The organism is Stenotrophomonas rhizophila, from assembly GCF_020857975.1.
Taxonomy (GTDB): Bacteria; Pseudomonadota; Gammaproteobacteria; order Xanthomonadales; family Xanthomonadaceae; genus Stenotrophomonas; species Stenotrophomonas rhizophila_C.
Genome location: NZ_JACWUO010000005.1, coordinates 17,408 through 35,909, shown reverse-complemented (window position 1 = coordinate 35,909; position 18,502 = coordinate 17,408). Strand labels below are relative to the sequence as shown.

Annotated in this window: 18 protein-coding genes; all 18 read left to right on the top strand. The window is 69.2% G+C overall.

The window, feature by feature from the left end; genetic code table 11:
- Positions 1 to 8: 8 nt before the first annotated feature.
- The 18 genes from fliG (at position 9) to IC535_RS06390 (ending at position 18,497) form a co-directional block, all read left to right on the top strand.
- Complete coding sequence (fliG, locus tag IC535_RS06475) at positions 9 to 995, top strand: flagellar motor switch protein FliG (RefSeq protein WP_228886968.1); 987 nt, start codon at positions 9 to 11, stop codon at positions 993 to 995.
- The gene (locus tag IC535_RS06470) at positions 992 to 1,627 is read left to right on the top strand and encodes a FliH/SctL family protein (protein WP_228886915.1); all 636 of its coding nucleotides are present in this window, start codon (positions 992 to 994) and stop codon (positions 1,625 to 1,627) included. Before fliG ends, IC535_RS06470 begins: the two co-directional genes overlap by 4 nt.
- Entirely contained in the window at positions 1,624 to 3,006 is a 1,383-nt protein-coding gene (locus IC535_RS06465; protein WP_228886914.1) for a FliI/YscN family ATPase, read from the top strand. The genes IC535_RS06470 and IC535_RS06465 overlap by 4 nt, the downstream gene beginning before the upstream one ends.
- A gap of 3 nt (positions 3,007 to 3,009) precedes the next feature.
- On the top strand, positions 3,010 to 3,468 hold the full coding sequence (gene fliJ, locus IC535_RS06460) for a flagellar export protein FliJ (RefSeq protein WP_228886913.1): 459 nt from the start codon (positions 3,010 to 3,012) through the stop codon (positions 3,466 to 3,468).
- Positions 3,468 to 4,607: a flagellar hook-length control protein FliK gene (locus IC535_RS06455; protein ID WP_228886967.1), complete on the top strand. Its 1,140-nt coding sequence runs from the start codon at positions 3,468 to 3,470 to the stop codon at positions 4,605 to 4,607. Before fliJ ends, IC535_RS06455 begins: the two co-directional genes overlap by 1 nt.
- Before the next feature lie 489 nt (positions 4,608 to 5,096).
- Positions 5,097 to 5,630 (top strand): flagellar basal body-associated FliL family protein, encoded by a 534-nt coding sequence (locus IC535_RS06450; protein ID WP_228886912.1) that lies wholly within the window; start codon positions 5,097 to 5,099, stop codon positions 5,628 to 5,630.
- Positions 5,631 to 5,639: 9 nt separating this feature from the next.
- Complete coding sequence (gene fliM / locus IC535_RS06445; RefSeq protein WP_228886911.1) at positions 5,640 to 6,647, top strand: flagellar motor switch protein FliM; 1,008 nt, start codon at positions 5,640 to 5,642, stop codon at positions 6,645 to 6,647.
- On the top strand, positions 6,644 to 6,982 hold the full coding sequence (fliN, locus tag IC535_RS06440) for a flagellar motor switch protein FliN (RefSeq protein WP_228886910.1): 339 nt from the start codon (positions 6,644 to 6,646) through the stop codon (positions 6,980 to 6,982). The genes fliM and fliN overlap by 4 nt, the downstream gene beginning before the upstream one ends.
- Positions 6,979 to 7,380 carry a flagellar biosynthetic protein FliO gene (fliO, locus tag IC535_RS06435; protein WP_228886909.1) on the top strand — a complete coding sequence of 134 codons (402 nt, stop codon included), beginning with the start codon at positions 6,979 to 6,981 and terminating at the stop codon, positions 7,378 to 7,380. The genes fliN and fliO overlap by 4 nt, the downstream gene beginning before the upstream one ends.
- A gap of 2 nt (positions 7,381 to 7,382) precedes the next feature.
- Entirely contained in the window at positions 7,383 to 8,165 is a 783-nt protein-coding gene (fliP, locus tag IC535_RS06430) for a flagellar type III secretion system pore protein FliP (protein ID WP_228886908.1), read from the top strand.
- Between the two features lie 59 nt (positions 8,166 to 8,224).
- Positions 8,225 to 8,494 carry a flagellar biosynthetic protein FliQ gene (locus IC535_RS06425; RefSeq protein WP_017356083.1) on the top strand — a complete coding sequence of 90 codons (270 nt, stop codon included), beginning with the start codon at positions 8,225 to 8,227 and terminating at the stop codon, positions 8,492 to 8,494.
- A gap of 14 nt (positions 8,495 to 8,508) precedes the next feature.
- Positions 8,509 to 9,300 (top strand): flagellar biosynthetic protein FliR, encoded by a 792-nt coding sequence (gene fliR / locus IC535_RS06420; protein WP_228886907.1) that lies wholly within the window; start codon positions 8,509 to 8,511, stop codon positions 9,298 to 9,300.
- 174 nt (positions 9,301 to 9,474) lie between these two features.
- Positions 9,475 to 11,595, top strand: a complete 2,121-nt coding sequence (locus tag IC535_RS06415; RefSeq protein WP_228886906.1) for a putative bifunctional diguanylate cyclase/phosphodiesterase — start codon at positions 9,475 to 9,477, stop codon at positions 11,593 to 11,595.
- Positions 11,596 to 11,818: 223 nt separating this feature from the next.
- The gene (flhB, locus tag IC535_RS06410) at positions 11,819 to 12,949 is read left to right on the top strand and encodes a flagellar biosynthesis protein FlhB (protein WP_228886905.1); all 1,131 of its coding nucleotides are present in this window, start codon (positions 11,819 to 11,821) and stop codon (positions 12,947 to 12,949) included.
- Positions 12,946 to 15,054 carry a flagellar biosynthesis protein FlhA gene (gene flhA, locus IC535_RS06405; RefSeq protein ID WP_429000397.1) on the top strand — a complete coding sequence of 703 codons (2,109 nt, stop codon included), beginning with the start codon at positions 12,946 to 12,948 and terminating at the stop codon, positions 15,052 to 15,054. Before flhB ends, flhA begins: the two co-directional genes overlap by 4 nt.
- 149 nt (positions 15,055 to 15,203) lie before the next feature.
- On the top strand, positions 15,204 to 16,880 hold the full coding sequence (gene flhF, locus IC535_RS06400) for a flagellar biosynthesis protein FlhF (RefSeq protein WP_228886904.1): 1,677 nt from the start codon (positions 15,204 to 15,206) through the stop codon (positions 16,878 to 16,880).
- On the top strand, positions 16,867 to 17,754 hold the full coding sequence (locus IC535_RS06395) for a MinD/ParA family ATP-binding protein (protein ID WP_228886903.1): 888 nt from the start codon (positions 16,867 to 16,869) through the stop codon (positions 17,752 to 17,754). The genes flhF and IC535_RS06395 overlap by 14 nt, the downstream gene beginning before the upstream one ends.
- On the top strand, positions 17,751 to 18,497 hold the full coding sequence (locus IC535_RS06390) for an RNA polymerase sigma factor FliA (protein WP_228886902.1): 747 nt from the start codon (positions 17,751 to 17,753) through the stop codon (positions 18,495 to 18,497). The genes IC535_RS06395 and IC535_RS06390 overlap by 4 nt, the downstream gene beginning before the upstream one ends.
- Positions 18,498 to 18,502 lie beyond the last annotated feature (5 nt).

Below are 18,502 nucleotides of genomic sequence, written 5' to 3'. Positions count from 1 at the left end.
TCCCACCGCTGACCGGCGTGCAGCGCGCTGCCGTGCTGCTGCTGTCGCTGGGCGAACTGGACGCGGCCGAAGTGCTGCGCCACATGGAACCCAAGGAAGTACAGAAGATCGGCATCGCCATGGCGACCATGACCGACATCACCCGCGACCAGGTCGAATGGGTCATGGACCAGTTCAGTGCCGAACTGGGTTCCAAGACCTCGCTCGGGGTGGGCTCGGACGACTACATCCGCAACATGCTGGTGCAGGCGCTGGGCAGCGAGAAGGCCGGCAACCTGATCGACCGCATCCTGCTCGGGCGCAACACCACCGGCCTGGATGCGCTGAAGTGGATGGACCCGCGCGCGGTGGCCGACCTGGTGCGCAACGAACACCCGCAGATCATCGCCATCGTCATGGCCCACCTGGAAACCGACCAGGCCGCCGACGCGCTCAAGCTGCTGCCCGAACGCACCCGGGTGGACGTGCTGCTGCGCATCGCCACCCTGGACGGCATCCCGCCCAACGCGCTCAACGAACTCAACGAGATCATGGAGCGCCAGTTCGCCGGCAACCAGAACCTGAAGTCGTCCAACATCGGCGGCGTGCAGTGCGCGGCCAACATCCTCAACTTCATGGACAGCGGCCAGGACCAGGCGATCCTGGGCGAAATCGCCCGCATCGACGCACCGCTGAGCACCCGCATCCAGGACCTGATGTTCGTGTTCGACGACCTGGTCGACCTGGAGGACCGCGAACTGCAGCTGGTACTGCGCGAAGTCAGCGGCGAACGGCTGGGCCTGGCCCTGCGCGGGGCCGACATCAAGGTGCGCGACAAGATCACCCGCAACATGTCCCAGCGCGCCGCCGAAATCCTGCTCGAGGACATGGAAGCGCGTGGCCCGGTGCGGCTGTCGGACGTGGAAGTGGCCCAGCGCGAGATCCTGGCCATCGTCAAGCGCATGGCCGATGAAGGCACCGTCACCATCGGCGGCAACGCGGAGGCGATGCTGTGAACAACGCCGTGCGCTGGCTTGCCCCGGACCTGCTGGCGGTGCCCGAACCGCCGCAGGACGAGCAGTTCGAACTCACCGACCCGGATCCGGAACACGAGCCGGAACCGTTGCTGCAACTGCCGACCCTGGAAGAGATCCAGGCAATCCAGGAAAGCGCCGAAAAGGACGGCTTCGAGCAGGGCCACGCCGATGGTCTGGCCCAGGGCCAGGCCGAAGTGCGCCGCCTGATCGCGCAGATCGAGGGCATCCTGGACAACTTCGGCCGGCCGCTGGTACGGCTGGAAAACGAAGTGGTGGCCGCGCTCGGCGAACTGGCCGTGCGCATCGCCGGCACCCTGGTCGGCCGCGCCTACCAAGCCGACCCGGCGCTGCTGGCGCAGCTGGTGGATGAAGCGGTGGATGCGGTCGGCGGTGCCAACCGCGAGGTCGAGGTGCGCCTGCATCCGGACGATATCGCCGCGCTCACCCCGTTGCTGCAGCTGTCGGCCAACCAGCGCCTGAGCGCCGACCTCAGCCTGAGCCGGGGCGACCTGCGCGTGCATGCCGAGGCAGTACGCATCGACGGCACCCTGGAGGCGCGCCTGCGTGGCGCGCTGGACGCGGTGCTGCGCAAATCCGGAGCCAGCGCATGAATACCGAACCGGTGAGCCCGCCCGCCGCCGACTGGGCCGCCGCGCGCAACCTGCGCCTGGCCGCCCGCCTGGACGGCATCCAGCCCGACGGCGCCCATGGCCGTGGGCTGATCCGCGAAGGCGTGCTGCGCCGTGCGGTCGGCCTGACCCTGGAAGCGGTCGGCTGCGAATCGCCGATGGGCGCCAGCTGCAAGGTCGAAGTGGCCGATGGCGGCTGGGTCGATGCCGAAGTGGTCGGCTTCGCCGGCGAACGCACCTACCTGATGCCCAGCGCCGAACTGCATGGCCTGCTGCCCAATGCACGGGTGATTCCGGTCCTGGGGCGCGGCGGCGTGGAAGTGGGCGAAGGCCTGCTCGGCCGGGTCATCGACAGCGATGGCGTGCCGCTGGACGGCAAGGGCCCGATCCGCGCCGAAGGCACGGTGAGCATGGCCGGGGTATCGATCAACCCGCTGGCGCGCGAACCCATCACCCAGCCGCTGGATGTGGGCGTGCGCGCGATCAACGCGCTGCTGCCGATCGGCCGCGGCCAGCGCGTGGGCCTGTTCGCCGGCTCGGGCGTGGGCAAGTCCACCCTGCTGGGCATGATGACCCGCTACACCGCCGCCGATGTGATCGTGGTCGGCCTGATCGGCGAACGTGGCCGCGAAGTGCGCGACTTCGTCGAAAGCACCCTGGGCGAGGAAGGCCTGCGCCGTGCGGTGGTGGTGGCCAGTCCGGCCGACCGGCCGCCGCTGGCGCGCCTGCACGGCGCCTACCGCGCCACCGCCATTGCCGAATGGTTCCGCGACCAGGGCCTGAACGTGCTGCTGCTGATGGACTCGCTGACCCGCTTTGCCCAGGCCCAGCGCGAAATCGGCCTGTCGGTCGGCGAGCCGCCCACCACCCGCGGCTACCCGCCGTCGGTGTTCGCCAAGCTGCCGGCGCTGGTCGAGCGCGCCGGCAACGGCGCCAAGGGCCGCGGTTCCATCACCGCCTTCTACACCGTGCTGACCGAAGGCGACGACCCGCAGGACCCGATCGCCGATGCGGCGCGCGCCATCCTCGATGGCCATATCCTGCTCTCGCGGCGGGTCGCCGACAGCGGCCTGTACCCGGCCATCGACGTGGAATCGTCGGTCAGCCGGGTGGTCACCGAAATCGCCGACGAACCGTGGCGGCTGCGCATCCGCAAACTCAAGCGGCTGGTCTCGGCGTACTCGTCCAACCGCGACCTGATCGCGATCGGCGCCTACCAGCGCGGCAATGACCCGGCCACCGACGAAGCACTGGAACGCTGGTCGGACATCGTTGAATTCCTCGGCCAGGACGTTGGCAAGGCCGCCGACCTGCCGCACAGCCAGGCCGCACTCAAGCGCCTGGTGGAACCAGAGAGCTAAGCCATGATGCAATCCAAGCGATTCGACCCATTGCTCAAGCGTGCCCAGGACCACGAAGACGAGGTGGCGCGCGACCTGGCCGAACGTCAGAGTGCGCTGGACACCCATCTGTCGCGCCTGGACGAACTGCGCCGCTACGCCGAGGAATACGCCAACGCGCAGCTGGCCGCCACCAGCCCGGCCCAGCTGCTCAACCGCCGCGCGTTCCTGGACCGCCTGGACAGTGCGGTGGCCCAGCAGCGCCAGACCGTGGACCACAACCGCGAAAAGGTCGACGCCGAACGCGCCCGCTTGATCCTGGCCAGCCGCGACAAGGCGGTGCTGGAGCAGTTGGCGGCCAGCTACCGCGCGCAGGAAAAGGTGGTCACCGACCGCCGCGACCAGCGCGAGATGGACGACCTGGGCGCGCGCCGCAGCCGCCTGGCCCGCAACGAAGACACCGACAGCGGAGAGACCCCGTGATGCCCCCCACCCTGCTGGGCAGCAGCGCCCCGGCTTCCACCGGCGGCGCCGGCACGCCCGGCGCCGGCCCACGCAGCGCTGGCGGCGGCAGCGACCGTCGGGACTTTGACGCGTTGCTCAAGGCCGACACCGGCAGCAACACCGCCGCGCCCAAGCCTGCCACCGCCACCGCGCCTGCCGACGGCGGCAGCCCCGCGGCCGACGACGGCCCACCCCGCCCCGACAGCAGCGAACCGGCGCCGGCCGGCGACCCCGCCACCACGCCCGCTGGCGCCACCACCGACAAGCCCGCCCCTGGCGAGCCGGCCGACGACAGCGACGCCGCGCCGTGGCCGCCGCTGGGCCTGGCCGGGCTGGCCCTGGCCGGGCTGGAAGCGGTGACCGTGATGGCCGCACCCGCCGCCAATGCCGATGCACCGGCAACGGCCAAGGCAGATCCACGGTTGCCGGCGTTGCCGACGGCCGTAGCCGCCGCCCCGAATGCGCCGGCCGGCCTGCCCGGCACGGCAGCCACGGCGACCGGCACGGCAACCGCGCCGATCGCCCTGCCGCTGGACGCCGAGGCTGGCCCCGACACCGTTCTGCCCCAGGCCGTGACCGACGCCATCGCCGGCGCAGGTGGCGATGCCGATGCTCCCGCCCCCCCGCTGCTGCACGCCCTGCACAGCGTGGCCGAGCTGAAGACGGCCGCCGCAGCGGCACCGTTCAGCGGCGACCCGACCGCGCCGGTACAGGTGGGCGGCGATGATTTCGACGACGCCATCGGCGCGCGCATCGGCTGGCTGGCCGACCAGAAGATCGGCCATGCGGTCATCAAGGTCACCCCGCATGACCTGGGTCAGATCGAAGTGCGCCTGCAGATGGACGGCGACAAGGTCCACGCCAGCTTCAGCAGCGCCCATGCCGAGGTCCGCCACGCGCTGGAAACCAGCCTGCCGCGCCTGCGTGAACTGCTGGGCGAACAGGGCTTCCAGCTCGGCAATGCCGACGTGGGCCAGCAGCACACCGCCCAGGACGGCAAGGCCGGCAGCGGCCGGGCCGGCCAGGCCGGCACCGACGCGGACCCGGCGCTGGCCGACGTCACCGTCTCGCCGTCGCAGCTGATGCGCCAGCGCGGTTTGGTGGATGCGTACGCCTGATCCTGCGAAGGACCACCAGGGCCGCTGGCCGTTGCCAGCGGCTTCATGCATTCAGGCTAACAGCCGCTGGTTGATGGCATGCCCCGAACTGGGCCGTCCGGTGCGGGTTTGCGGGATCGGTCCTCATAGGAAGAGCAGACTCGCCTAGCGAGTCCGAAGCATGGTGGTTTCAGCGTGCTATTGCTCTCCCGTGGCAACGGCACACCGTCAAAGGCGGGTCGGGGCGGGTTTGCGGGGGTGTGAGCCGCATGGATGCGGCGACCAAGCCCCCATGGATGGGTTCACGGCGTCCCCCGCAAACCCGCACCGTCCCGCCAAACCAGAGGATCGCTGGCCACCGGCTGTTCGCCTGAGCGCATGACGCTGCCGGGCAAGGCCCGGCATCCCACTGACTGCCGAGTTCCGGCGTCGCCTTCGCCGTCAAATTTCCGGCAACGAGAAACCGTCGTGGTTCGGCACGCCCTTTGCATGTAGCCAGGAAGCAATCCAATGGAGCTTCCCCTAGTGGCCGCAGCCGCCGACAAAACCAAGAAACCCGCCGACAAGGACAAGGCCGCCAAACCGCGCAGCCCCTTGCTGGTCACTGCCCTGGTGGCCGTGCTCGCCGCCGGCGCCGCCGGTGGCGGTGCGTGGTATTTCGCCACGTCCTCCCAGCACGACAAGGCCCCGGCCAAGCCGGCCGCGTCCAAGGCCGTGCCGGCACCGGCGCAGTACTTCGGGCTGGAACCGCCGTTCGTGGTCAACCTCAACAGCAGCCTCGACGGCCCGCGCTACCTGCAGGTGGAAGTGCAGCTGATGACCCGCGACCCGGCCGCGCTGGAGAGCATCAAGCTGCACGCCCCGGCCATCCGCGCCAAGCTGCTGATGCTGTTCTCGCAGGTCCAGCCGGGCCAGATCGCCGACCGCGCCGGCAAGGAACGCCTGCAGGCCGACTCGCTGGCCGAAGTGCAGAAGCTGCTCAAGGCCGAGACCGGCAAGCCCGGCGCCGACGAACTGCTGTTCACCAGCTTCGTCACCCAGTAAGGGCACACCATGAATGACCTGCTCTCCCAGGACGAAATCGATGCGCTGCTGCACGGCGTGGATTCGGGTGCGGTCGAAACCGAGATCGATGCCGTCACCCCCGGCGAAGCGCGCAACTACGACTTCGCCAGCCAGGACCGCATCATCCGCGGGCGCATGCCGACCCTGGAAATGGTCAACGAGCGTTTCGCCCGGCTGTGGCGGATCGGCCTGTTCAACCTGATCCGGCGCTCGGCCGAACTGTCGGTGCGCGGCATCGAGCTGATCAAGTTCAACGACTACATGCACTCGCTGTATGTGCCCACCAACCTCAACCTGATCCGCTTCAAGCCGCTGCGCGGCACCGGGCTGATCGTGTTCGAGCCGACCCTGGTGTTTGCCATCGTGGACAACTTCTTCGGCGGCGACGGGCGCTACCCGACCCGCATCGAAGGCCGCGAATTCACCCCCACCGAAATGCGGGTGATCCACCTGCTGCTCAAGCAGACCTTCGCCGACCTGCGCGAAGCCTGGGCGCCGGTGATGGACGTGGAGCTGGAATACATCAACTCGGAAATCAACCCGCACTTCGCCAACATCGTCACCCCGCGCGAGTACGTGGTGGTCTGCCGCCTGCACGTGGAACTGGACGGCGGTGGCGGCGACATCCACGTCACCCTGCCCTACTCGATGCTCGAGCCGATCCGCGAGCTGCTCGACGCCGGCATCCAGAGCGACCGCAACGACCGCGACGAAAGCTGGGGCACGATGCTGCGCGAACAGCTCAACATCGCCGAGGTCACCCTGTCCAGCGTACTGGCCAGCAAGCGCATGAGCCTGCGCGAGCTGACCAACCTGAAGGTCGGCGACATCCTGCCGATCGACCTGCCGCCGCAGGTGCCGCTGTGCGTGGAGAACATCCCGGTGTTCACCGGCCAGTTCGGCGTCGCCAACGGCATGAACGCCGTGAAGATCACCGCCACCCATCCGCCGGGCACCCGCCCGCGTGTTCCCGTTATCCAGGAAGACCCGCAATGAACGACATCCTATCCAATGAACCGGCACCGGCGCAGTTCACCACCCTGCAGTCCGACGACATCAGCGCGGGCCCGGAGCTGAACCTGGACGTGATCCTGGATGTACCGGTCACGCTGTCGCTGGAAGTGGGCCGCGCCCGCCTGCCGATCCGCAACCTGCTGCAGCTCAACCAGGGCTCGGTGGTGGAACTGGAACGCGGCGCCGGCGAATCGCTGGACGTGTTCGTCAACGGCACCCTGATCGCCCATGGCGAGGTGGTGGTGATCAACGACCGCTTCGGCGTGCGCCTGACCGACGTGGTCAGCCCCAGCGAACGGATCCGGAGACTGCGTTGATCGCATCGCTGCTCATCGCCGCCGGCGCACCGGCGGTCAAGGTCGGCCAGCATGCCGCCGCCGCGCCGAGCATGTTCGGCGCGGTGTTGGCGCTGCTGGCGGTGCTGGCGCTGATCGTCGGCCTGGGCTGGCTGCTCAAGCGCATGCCCGGCAGCGGCTTCCGCCCGGCCGAAGGGCTGCGGGTGGTGGCCAGCCTCACCGTCGGCGCCAAGGAACGGGTGGTGGTGGTGGAGGTCAACGGCGAGCAGCTGCTGCTGGGCGTCACCGCCGGCGGCATCCGCACCCTGCACCAGCTGCCCGAGCCACTGCCCGCGCCGGCGCCGGCACGCCTGCCGGACTTCAAACACCTGCCCAATTTCGCCCAGCTGCTGCAACAGCGGCTGCGCAAGGAACCCTGATCATGCGTGGCCCGACCGTTTCCTGGAGCCGTTACCCGCCGTTGCTGCTGGCCCTGCTGCTGTGCGCATTGCCGGCGCTGGCCATGGCCGCGCCCGGCCTGCCCGCCACCCCGTCGCTGCCGGATGTGACCGTGGGCAAGATCGGCGGCGCGCCGGTCAGCCTGCCGCTGCAGACCCTGCTGCTGATGACGGCGATCACCCTGATCCCCTCGATGCTGCTGGTGCTGACCGCCTTCACCCGCATCATCATCGTGCTGGGCCTGCTGCGCCAGGCGCTGGGCACCGGCCAGACCCCGTCCAACCAGGTGCTGCTGGGCCTGGCCCTGTTCCTGACCGCGATGGTGATGCTGCCGGTGTGGCAGAAGGCCTGGGGCGCCGGCATGGCGCCCTACCTCGATGGCCAGATCGACTTCCAGACCGCCTGGACGCTGACCACCCAGCCGCTGCGCGCCTTCATGCTGGCGCAGATCCGCGAAACCGACCTGATGACCTTCGCCGGCATGGCCGGGCACGGCACCTATGCCAGCCCCGACGCGGTGCCGTTCCCGGTGCTGGTGGCCTCCTTCGTCACCAGCGAACTGAAGACCGCTTTCGAAATCGGCTTCCTGATCTTCATCCCGTTCGTGATCATCGACCTGGTGGTGGCCAGCGTGCTGATGTCGATGGGCATGATGATGCTCTCGCCGATGCTGGTCTCGGCCCCGTTCAAGATCCTGCTGTTCGTGCTGGTCGACGGCTGGGTGCTGGTGGTCGGCACGCTGGCCGCCAGCTTCAACGCGGTGTAGAGGGCCACACCGCCACAGGCGCCCGGCGCACCTCACCTCAACGTACGTAGTGACCTCTTATGACTCCAGAACTTGCTTTGACTGAACTGCGTGGCGGCCTGATCACCGTGCTGTGGGTGGCCGGCCCGCTGCTGCTGACCGTGCTGATCGTCGGCGTGGTGGTGGGCGTGGTGCAGGCCGCCACCCAGCTCAACGAACCGACCATCGCCTTCGTGGCCAAGGCGGCGGCGTTGACCGCGGTGTTGTTCGCGCTGGGCAGCCTGCTGATCGGCCACCTGGTCGAATACACCACGCTGCTGTTCCAGCGCATTCCGCACCTGATCGGCTAGCGCGAGGCGCCCTGATGGATTCCGCCACCCAGATGGCCGCCGATGGCCTGCAGGCCTTCGGCATGATCGGCACCATCCTGTGGACCATGCTGCGCATCGGCGCGATGCTCATGGCCATGCCGCTGATCGGCACCCGCGCGGTGCCCTCGCGGGTGCGGGTGATGCTGGCCGGTGCCCTGGCGATCGCCCTGTCGCCACTGCTGCCGCCGGTGCCGGCCTGGACCGGTTTCGATGCGGCCACGGTGTTGAGCATTGCCCGCGAACTGGCCATCGGCGTGTCGATCGGGTTCCTGCTGCGGCTGGTATTCGAGGCCGGCGCGATGGCCGGCGAGCTGGTGGCCCAGGGCACCGGCCTGGCCTTCGCGCAGATGAGCGACCCGTTGCGCGGCGGCAGCTCGGGGGTGATCGGGCAGTGGTTCTACCTGCTGTTCGGGCTGCTGTTTTTCGCCAGCAACGGCCACCTGGCGGTGATCGCGCTGGTGATGGACAGCTACAAGGCGGTGCCGATCGGCGCGCAGCTGCCCGATATCGACGGCTTCCTCAGCGCCGCGCCCACCTTCGTGCTGCAGGTATTCCGCGGCGCGCTCGGGCTTGCCCTGCCGCTGACGGTGGCGATGCTGGCGGTGAACCTGGCCTTCGGCGTACTGGCCCGCGCCGCGCCGGCACTGAACCCGATCCAGCTCGGCCTGCCGGTGGCGCTGCTGCTGGGCCTGTTCCTGCTCACCGTGCTGGCCGGGGAAATGGGCCCGCCGGTACAGCGCCTGTTCGATGCCGCCTTCCAGGCCGCCGACGGCGTGACCCACTGATTTACGGGCTACCACCAAATAATCTCGTTTACCCCTTGCTAGCCCCCCCGGCACTGGCGGTAGGCTGTGGGCACCGCACGGTGTACCGGTGTCGGTGGGTGGCAGCCCTGCCTGGGCATGCCTGCGCCATCGCCCCTACACCCACGCAGATGTGCAGACCAGGGAGAGTCATCGATGCTCATCGGCAGCTATGCCCCGTCGTTGGTGGTGGTTTCGCTGCTGGTGGCCATGCTCGCCTCGTTCACCGCACTGGACATGGCCAACCGGGTCACCACCGCGCCCACGCCGCGACTGAGCGCACTGTGGTTGTTCGGCGGCGGTTGCGCGATGGGCCTGGGCATCTGGTCGATGCATTTCATCGGCATGCTCGCCTTCCGCCTGCCCATCCCGCTGGGCTACGACCTGGGCTGGACCGGCGTGTCGCTGCTGGCCGCGATGGCGTCTTCGATCTTCGCGCTGTGGCTGGTGTCGCGGCCGACCCTGCCGCATTCGCGGCTGGCGCTGGGCGCGCTGCTGATGGGCAGCGGCATCGCCTCGATGCATTACCTGGGCATGGCCGCGCTGCGCATGCAGCCGGGCATCGACTACCACCCCGGCTGGTTCACGCTGTCGCTGCTGATCGCGGTGGCCGCCTCCTGGGTGGCCCTGTTCGTGGCCTTCCGGCTGCGCCTGAGCCAGCGCCGGCTGCGCCACCGCGTGCTGCCGGCGGTGGTGCTGGGCACGGCGATTGTCGGCATGCACTACACCGGCATGGCCGCCGCACGGTTTCCGGCCGACAGCGTCTGCGGCGCGGCCGGCGCCGCTGGCCTGCAGACCCACTGGCTGGCCGCGACCGTGCTGGTGCTCACCCTGGCCATCCTCGCCGTGGTGCTGATCGTGTCGTGGCTGGACCAGCGCATGCAGGCGCAGCTGTTGCGCCTGCGCAATGAACGCCTGCGCACCTCGCTCGACGATGCCCAGGCCGAACTCACCCAGGCTGCCCTGCACGACCCGCTGACCCGCCTGCCCAACCGCCGGCTGCTGCAGCAGCACATCGAACAGGCGCTGGCCGACGCCGAACAGCGCGGCCGGCGTTTTGCGGTGATGTTCATGGACCTGGACGGCTTCAAACAGGTCAACGATGCCTACGGCCACCAGACCGGCGACGCGCTGCTGGTGGCCGTGGCCGACCGCACCCGCCAGCTGCTGCGCCCCAGCGACGTGCTGGCGCGGCTGGGTGGCGACGAGTTCGTGCTGGTGGTGCGCATCGACAACGATGAAGACATCGCCACCCTGGCCAGCCGCATCATCCAGGCCGTTGGCGGCGGCCCGCTGCTGCCCGACCACGACCTGCAGGTCACCGCCAGCATCGGCATCGCCATCTGCCCCGACCATGCCGCCAGCGAACGCCAGCTGATGGGCTTTGCCGACGCGGCCATGTACCAGGCCAAGGAAGCCGGCCGCAATGCGTATGCGGTGTTCGCCGACTGGATGAACGACAGCGCCGAGCAGCAGTTCCAGCTGCTGGCCGACCTGCGCCGCGCGATCGGCACCGAGCAGTTGTTCCTGCACTACCAGCCCAAGATCCGCGTGGCCGGCCAGGGCGTCAGCGGTGCCGAAGCCCTGATCCGCTGGCGCCACCCGCAGCAGGGCCTGATTCCGCCGGACCGCTTCATCCGCCTGGCCGAACGCAGCGGGGTGATCAACGACATCGGCCGCTGGGCGCTGGACGAAGCCTGCCGCCAGCTGCGCCAATGGCAGGATGCCGGCCATGACAGCTGGACCGTATCGGTGAATCTGTCGCCGATCCAGTTCAGCGCCCCGCACCTGCTGCAGGAAGTGCGCGACGTACTCAAGGCCCATCGCCTGGAGCCGCGCCGGCTGGTACTGGAGATCACCGAAAGCACGGTGATGCGCGACACCGAGGCCAGCCTGAAGCTGCTGCAGGCCATGGCCAGCCTGGGTGTGGGCATTTCCATCGACGACTTCGGCACCGGCTATTCCAGCCTGCTGTATCTCAAGCGCCTGCCGGCCACCGAAATCAAGATCGACCACGCCTTTGTGCGTGACCTGGAAAACAGCTCCGAAGACGTGGTGATCGTCTCGGCCATCGTCGCCCTGGGCCACGCCCTGGACATGGACATCGTCGCCGAAGGGGTGGAAACCGCCGGCCAGCGTGCCTACCTGGAACGGCTGGGCTGCGACTACCTGCAGGGCTACCTGCTCGGCCGCCCGGTCGACCCGGAGCGGTTCATGCAGTTGCACGACCACCCCCGCCCGCGGGTAGAGGTAGCGGCAGGCCGGCAAAAGCCGTAGTGCCGGCCGCTGGCCGGCTCCTCATGGACCCAACACCCCGGTAACGCCGGCCGCTGGCCGGCTCCAGGCAGTGCCCGAAGATTCACCAGGAGCCGGCCAGCGGCCGGCACTACCGGTCGCGCGCGGCCATGTGAAGCCGGCCGGCGCGCCTTGCCGAAGCCCACCCCCGTCACGGAACGGTTCTTGCACGACCCCGGGTAATCCCCCCTGCGTCGTGCCCCTGATGTCCGAGAACGAACAAGCCGGCGAAAAGACCGAACTACCCACCGAAAAACGCCTGCGCGACGCCCGCGAGCAGGGCAACATCCCGCGTTCGCGGGAGTTGGCCACCGCGGCGGTGTTCGGCGCCGGGGTATTGGCGCTGCTGGCCTATTCGGGCGCGATCACCAGCAATGCCAAGGCCTGGATGCAGCTGGCACTGAGCCCGGAACCCGGCCTGCGCCTGCACCCGCAGGCCCTGTTCGGGCATTTCGGCCAGCTGTTGCTGCAGCTGCTGTGGGCGATGTGGCCGCTGGTGCTGATCTGCCTGTTGGCCAGCTTCCTGTCGCCGGTGCTGATGGGCGGGCTGCGCTGGTCGAACAAATCGATGATGCCCGACGTCAAGCGGATGAGCCCGATGGCCGGGATGAAGCGCCTGTACGGGCCGGAGGCGATCGCCGAATTCACCAAATCCCTGCTGCGCATCGCCTTTGTCGGCACCGCCGCCGGGCTGGTGGTCTGGCACGGGATCCGGCCGCTGCGCGACCTGCTCAACCAGCCGCTGGAAACGGCCATGGTGCATGGGCTGGGCTTCACCCTGAAGCTGCTGCTGGCCACCGGCGGGGCGATGCTGCTGCTGGCGGCCATCGATGCGCCCTACCAACGCTGGAACTGGATGCGCAAGCTGAAGATGACCCGCGAAGAGCTGCGCCGGGAGATGAAGGAAAGCGAGGGCAGCCCGGAGGTGAAGGGCCGCATCCGGCAGCTGCAGCAGCAGCTGGCCAACCGCCGGATGATGGAGGCGGTGCCGACCGCCGACGTGGTGGTGGTCAACCCCACCCACTACGCGGTGGCCCTGAAATACGAGGGCGGCAGGATGGGCGCGCCCACCGTGGTGGCCCTGGGCGTGGATGAAACCGCCCTGCGCATCCGTGAAGTGGCCGACGGCAACAAGGTCGCCATCGTCGCCGCGCCGCCTTTGGCACGCGCCTTGTATCGGGAAGGTCAACTTGGCAAGGAAATTCCCGTGAGACTGTATTCGGCCGTGGCCCAGGTCCTGTCCTACGTTTACCAGCTGCGCACCTGGCGCGGCGGCCCGATGCCGGCGGCGCCCAGCATCGATGTGGATGAATTTGCCAACGGAGCACGCCCATGAGCGCCCAATCGGCAGCTGCCGGCATGAACATCCGCAAGGTCCTGGACATGATCCGGCACGGGCTGGGCGCCCCGCTGATCGTGCTGGCGCTGCTGGCCATGGTGGTGGTGCCGCTGGCCGCCCCCGTGCTCGATGCGCTGTTCACCTTCAACATCGCCATCTCGCTGATGGTGCTGCTGGCGGTGGTGTATGTGAAGCGCCCGCTGGATTTCACCATCTTCCCGATCGTGCTGCTGATCACCACCATGCTGCGGCTGGCCCTGAACGTGGCTTCCACCCGGGTGATCCTGCTCAACGGCCAGAACGGCCACGAAGCGGCCGGCAAGGTGATCGCCGCGTTCGGCGAGTTCGTGATCGGCGGCAACTACGCGGTCGGCATCGTGGTCTTCGCGATCCTGACCATCATCAACTTCGTGGTGATCACCAAGGGCGCCGGCCGGGTCTCCGAAGTGACCGCCCGCTTCATCCTCGATGCCATGCCCGGCAAGCAGATGGCCATCGATGCCGACCTCAACGCCGGTTTGCTGACGCGCGAGGAAGCCAAGGCGCGGCGCGAGGAAGTGCGCGAGGAAGCCGACTTCTACGGTGCGATGGACGGTGCCAGCAAGTTCATCCGCGGCGATGCGATCGCCGGCATCCTGATCCTGTTCATCAACCTGCTCGGCGGGCTGGCCGTGGGCGTGCTCCAGCACGGCATGCCGTTCGGCGATGCGGCGGCCACCTATACGCTGCTGTCCATCGGCGACGGCCTGGTAGCGCAGCTGCCGGCGCTGCTGGTGTCCTCGGCGGTGGCCATGCTGGTCACCCGCGCCTCGCGCTCGCAGGACATGGGCCAGGCCATGATGGGCCAGGTATTCGGCCAGTACCGCGCGCTGACCATCGCCGCGGCGATCATGGGCCTGGTCGGGCTGGTGCCGGGCATGCCCAACGTCGCCTTCTTGACGCTGGCGGCGATCCTCGGCTTCGTGGCCTGGAAGGCCTGGAAGAAGAGCCTGGCCGCGGCCGGCAACGGCGACGCCCCGGCCGCCGGCCGCGGCGAGACGCTCGGCCTGCCCGGCGCCACCCCGCCGCCCAGCGCCGAGCTGACCTGGGACGAACTGCGCCCGGTCGACCCGCTGGGCCTGGAAGTGGGCTACCGGCTGATTCCGCTGGTGGACAAGAACCAGGGCGGCGAATTGATGGCGCGCATCAAGGGCGTGCGGCGCAAGCTCACCCAGGACATCGGCTTCCTGATTCCCTCGGTCCACATCCGCGACAACCTGGAACTGCCGGCCACCGCCTATCGCCTGCTGATCCATGGCGTGCCGGTAGCCACCGCCGAAATCCATCCCGACCGCGAACTGGCGCTGGACCCGGGCAGTGCGCTGGGTGCGCTGGAAGGCATCGCCGGCAAGGACCCCGCCTTCGGCCTGGATGCCACCTGGATCCAGCCGCACCAGCGCGCCCATGCCGAATCGATGGGCTACACCGTGGTCGACCCGGCCACCGTGGTGGCCACCCACCTGTCGCACCTGATCCGCGAACACGCCCCCGAGCTGCTCGGCCATGAAGAAGTGCAGCAGCTGCTGGCCAACCTGGCCAAGAGCGCGCCCAAGCTGGTCGAGGACCTCACCCCCAAGACCCTGCCGCTGTCGGTGGTGGTGCGGGTGCTGCAGAACCTGCTGATCGAACGCATCCCGGTCCGCCAGCTGCGCAAGATCGTCGAATCGCTGGTGGAGAACGGCCCGGCCAGCCAGGACCCGGCCGTGCTGACCGCCGCGGTGCGCAATGCGCTGGGCCGTTTCATCGTGCAGGAGATCGCCGGCATGTCGGCCGAGCTGCCGGTGTTCACCCTCAACCCGCAACTGGAACGCGTCTTGCAGGAGTCCACGCAGGGCAACGGCGCCGCGCTGGAACCCGGACTCGCCGAGCGACTGCATCAAAGCCTGGCCGAATGCGTCGGCAAGCAGGAAGCGAAGAACGAGCCGGCGGTCGTGCTGGTACCCGGCCCGGTACGTGCCGCGCTGGCACGGCTGGTGCGCCACAGCGTCCCCTCGCTGTCGGTGCTGGCCTACAGCGAGGTACCCGAGGACAAACGGTTGAAGCTGGTCGGCACGATCAGTTGAGCCGGAACTCCGACGGCAACGCGCCAGAAAACAGACACCTCATTCGATACCACCGCAGCAGGAAATAAAGGGAAACCCGGACCGTGCAGACCACCGACAACCAGAGCTTCCCTTCGCCCACCCCGCCGCCCCAGTCCCGGTACCACAGCATGAAAATCAAACGCTTCGTCGCCCCCGATATGCGCTCGGCCATGAACCTGGTGCGCAAGGAACACGGACCTGATGCGGTGATCCTGTCCAATCGCCGGATCGAGGAAGGCGTCGAAATCGTGGCGGCGGCCAACTACGACGAAGGTGCCGTGCAGCGCGCCCTGGAAGCGGCGCGCAAGGACGTGGCCCCGGCTCCCGCGCCGCGCCCGCGCAATGCCGCCGACGCGGTGATCGCCGCGGTGACCCGGCGCAAACCGCTCGCCGCGCCCGAACCGGTGGCGGCCACCACCTCGGCAGTAGCCGCACTGGCCCGTGCCGCGGTCGGCGCCACCGGGCGCACCCTGGACAGCGCCAACGAAATCGTGCCGCCGCCGGGCAGCAGCGGTTTTGCCGCCACCCTGGCCCGCGCCGGCCTGGACACCGCTGCCAACGCGGTGGCGCTGCCGGAGCGGATCTTCGCCACCTCCCCGCTCGAGCCGGCCGCAGCCGCGGCCACCGCCCCGGCCGCCCCGCTCAACCGCGCCCGCTTCATCATCGACCCGCCGCTGGACGAGCTTGCCGACGACCTGCCGTACGCCCCGGTGGCGGCCAGCGTGGCGATGCCGCCGCTGCCGGTGACCATCACCGCCGTGGCGGCCCCGGCCCAGGCGCAGGCGCTGCCCGCCGAACCGGCCGCGCTGGCCGAGCCGGCCGCCGCAGCGGTCATCGTGGTCGACCCCGCCAGCACCCAGCCGGCACCGGCGCCGGAGCTGGTGATGGTGCCGCGCGATGACGAGGAACTGCGCCAGCTGCGCCATGAAGTGGCCGGCATGCGCCAGGTCATCGAACGCGAAATGCACCGCTTCACCGACGAGCGCCTGCGCGGCAGCCCGGTGCGCGCGCAGGCGCTGGACCTGATGGACGAATACGGCTTCGATGCCGGCATCAGCCGCGATGTGGCCATGCAGATCCCGCTGGACACCGAAGCCCACCGCGCCCGCGGGCTGATGCTGGGGCTGCTGTCCAAGAAGCTGCCGATCGCCCCGGTCGATCCGCTCGAGGCCGGCGGCGTGATCGCCCTGGTCGGCCCCACCGGCGCCGGCAAGACCACCACGATTGCCAAGCTGGCCTCGCGCTTCGCCGAGAAGCACGCCGCCCGCGACGTGGCTCTGGTCACCACCGACACCGGCCGCATCGGCGCCCGCGAGCAGTTGTACGGCTTCGGCCGCCAGCTCGGCATCGCCGTGCACGAGGCCAGCAGCGGCAGCGACCTGAACCAGCTGCTGGAGCGCCTGCGCGACTACAAACTGGTGCTGATCGACACCGCCGGGCTGGGCCCGCGCGACCGCGCCCTGGCCGCCCAGCTGCAGTGGCTGCGCGCGGCCGAACAGATCCGCACCCTGCTGGTGCTGCCGGCCAACACCAGTTTCGGCGACATGGACGAGGTGGTGCGCCGCTTCAGCGCGGCCAACCCGCAGGGCGTGGTGCTGAGCAAGCTGGATGAAACCGGCCGCTTCGGCAGCGCCCTGTCGGTGGCCGTGGACCACCGCCTGCCGATCACCTGGGTCACCGATGGCCAGGACGTTCCCGAAGACCTGCACCGGGCCAGTGCGGCCAATCTGGTCCTTCGCCTTGAAGATTTGCGCCGCGCGGCCGATATGCCCTGCAACCCGGAGTTCAACCATGCCGTCGCGTGAGTATGCCAAGCTGACCAAGACCTTCCCGCTGTCGGCCACCCGCGCCCAGCCGCTGGGCCCTGTGCGCACCATCGCCGTCACCGGCGGCAAGGGCGGCGTGGGCAAGACCAACGTGTCGGCCAACCTGGCCGTGGCCCTGGCCGACATGGGCAAGCGCACGCTGTTGCTGGACGCCGACCTGGGCCTGGCCAACATCGATGTGATCCTGGGCCTGCAGCCCAAGCTGACCCTGGCCGACCTGGTCGCCGGGCGCTGCACGCTGGACGAGGTGATCCTGGAAGGCCCCGGCGGCGTGCTGGTGGTACCGGCCGCGTCCGGCCGCCGCCACATGGCCGAACTGCAGCCGGCCGAACATGTCGGCCTGGTCAACGTGTTTTCCGAACTGGAGCGCGAGCTGGACTTCATGGTGGTGGACACCGCCGCGGGCATCACCGACGGCGTGCTGACCTTCTGCCAGGCCGCGCAGGACACCGTGGTGGTGGTCTGCGACGAGCCGGCCTCGATCACCGACGCCTACGCGCTGATCAAGGTGCTCTCGCGCGAACGTGGCGTGGACCGCATCCAGGTGGTGGCCAACATGGTGCGCGACCCCAACGAGGGCCGGGTGCTGTACGAAAAACTGACCCGGGTCTGCGACAAGTTCCTGGCCGATGTCTCGCTGAACTACCTGGGCTGCGTACCGCAGGACGACTGGCTGCGCCTGTCGGTGCAGCGCCAGCAGCCGGTGGTCAAGGCCTACCCGTCCAGCCCGGCCGCGCTGGCGATCACCGAGATCGCCCGCCGCACCGCGCGCTGGCAGGCCCCCACCGAACCGCGTGGCGGGGTCGAATTCTTCCTGGAACGCATTCTCAAGCAACGCGGGGTGGCCGCATGAAAGGCGCCGCACAATACAAAGAAGTCCAGCGCACCGCTGCCAACGAGTGCATTGCCCAGCACTCGGACCTGGTCCGGCGCATCGCCCATCACCTGGCCGCGCGCCTGCCGGCCAGCGTGGAGGTCGATGACCTGATCCAGGCCGGCATGATGGGCCTGATCGAGGCCTCGCGCAGCTACGATGCCGACCAGGGCGCCTCGTTCGAGACCTACGCCTCGATCCGCATCCGCGGCTCGATGATCGACGAGATCCGCCGTGGCGACTGGGTACCGCGCTCGGTGCACCGCCGCGCCCGCGATGCGGCCTCCACCATCCGCCGCCTGGAACAGACCACCGGCCGCGCCGCCAGCGCCACCGAAGTGGCCGCCGCGATGGAGATGCCGCTGCCCGACTACCTGCGCCTGATGGAAGACGCCGCGCGCGGCCAGGTGCTGAGCCTGGAATCGCGCATCGAGGACCAGGGCGAGCTGGACACCGTCGCCCAGGGCGGGCCGACCCCGCAGCAGGTACTGGAGCGCGGCGAGTTCGGCCGCGAACTGGGCAATGCGATCGGCCTGCTGCCCGAACGCGAACAGCTGGTGCTGTCGCTGTACTACGAGCAGGAACTGAACCTGAAAGAGATCGGCGCCGTGCTGGGCGTCAGCGAATCGCGCGTGTGCCAGATCCATGGCCAGGCCGTGCTGCGCCTGCGCGGCCGATTGAAGATCTTCGAGGCGGCCGACGCCGGCCTCGAGAACCACTGATACCG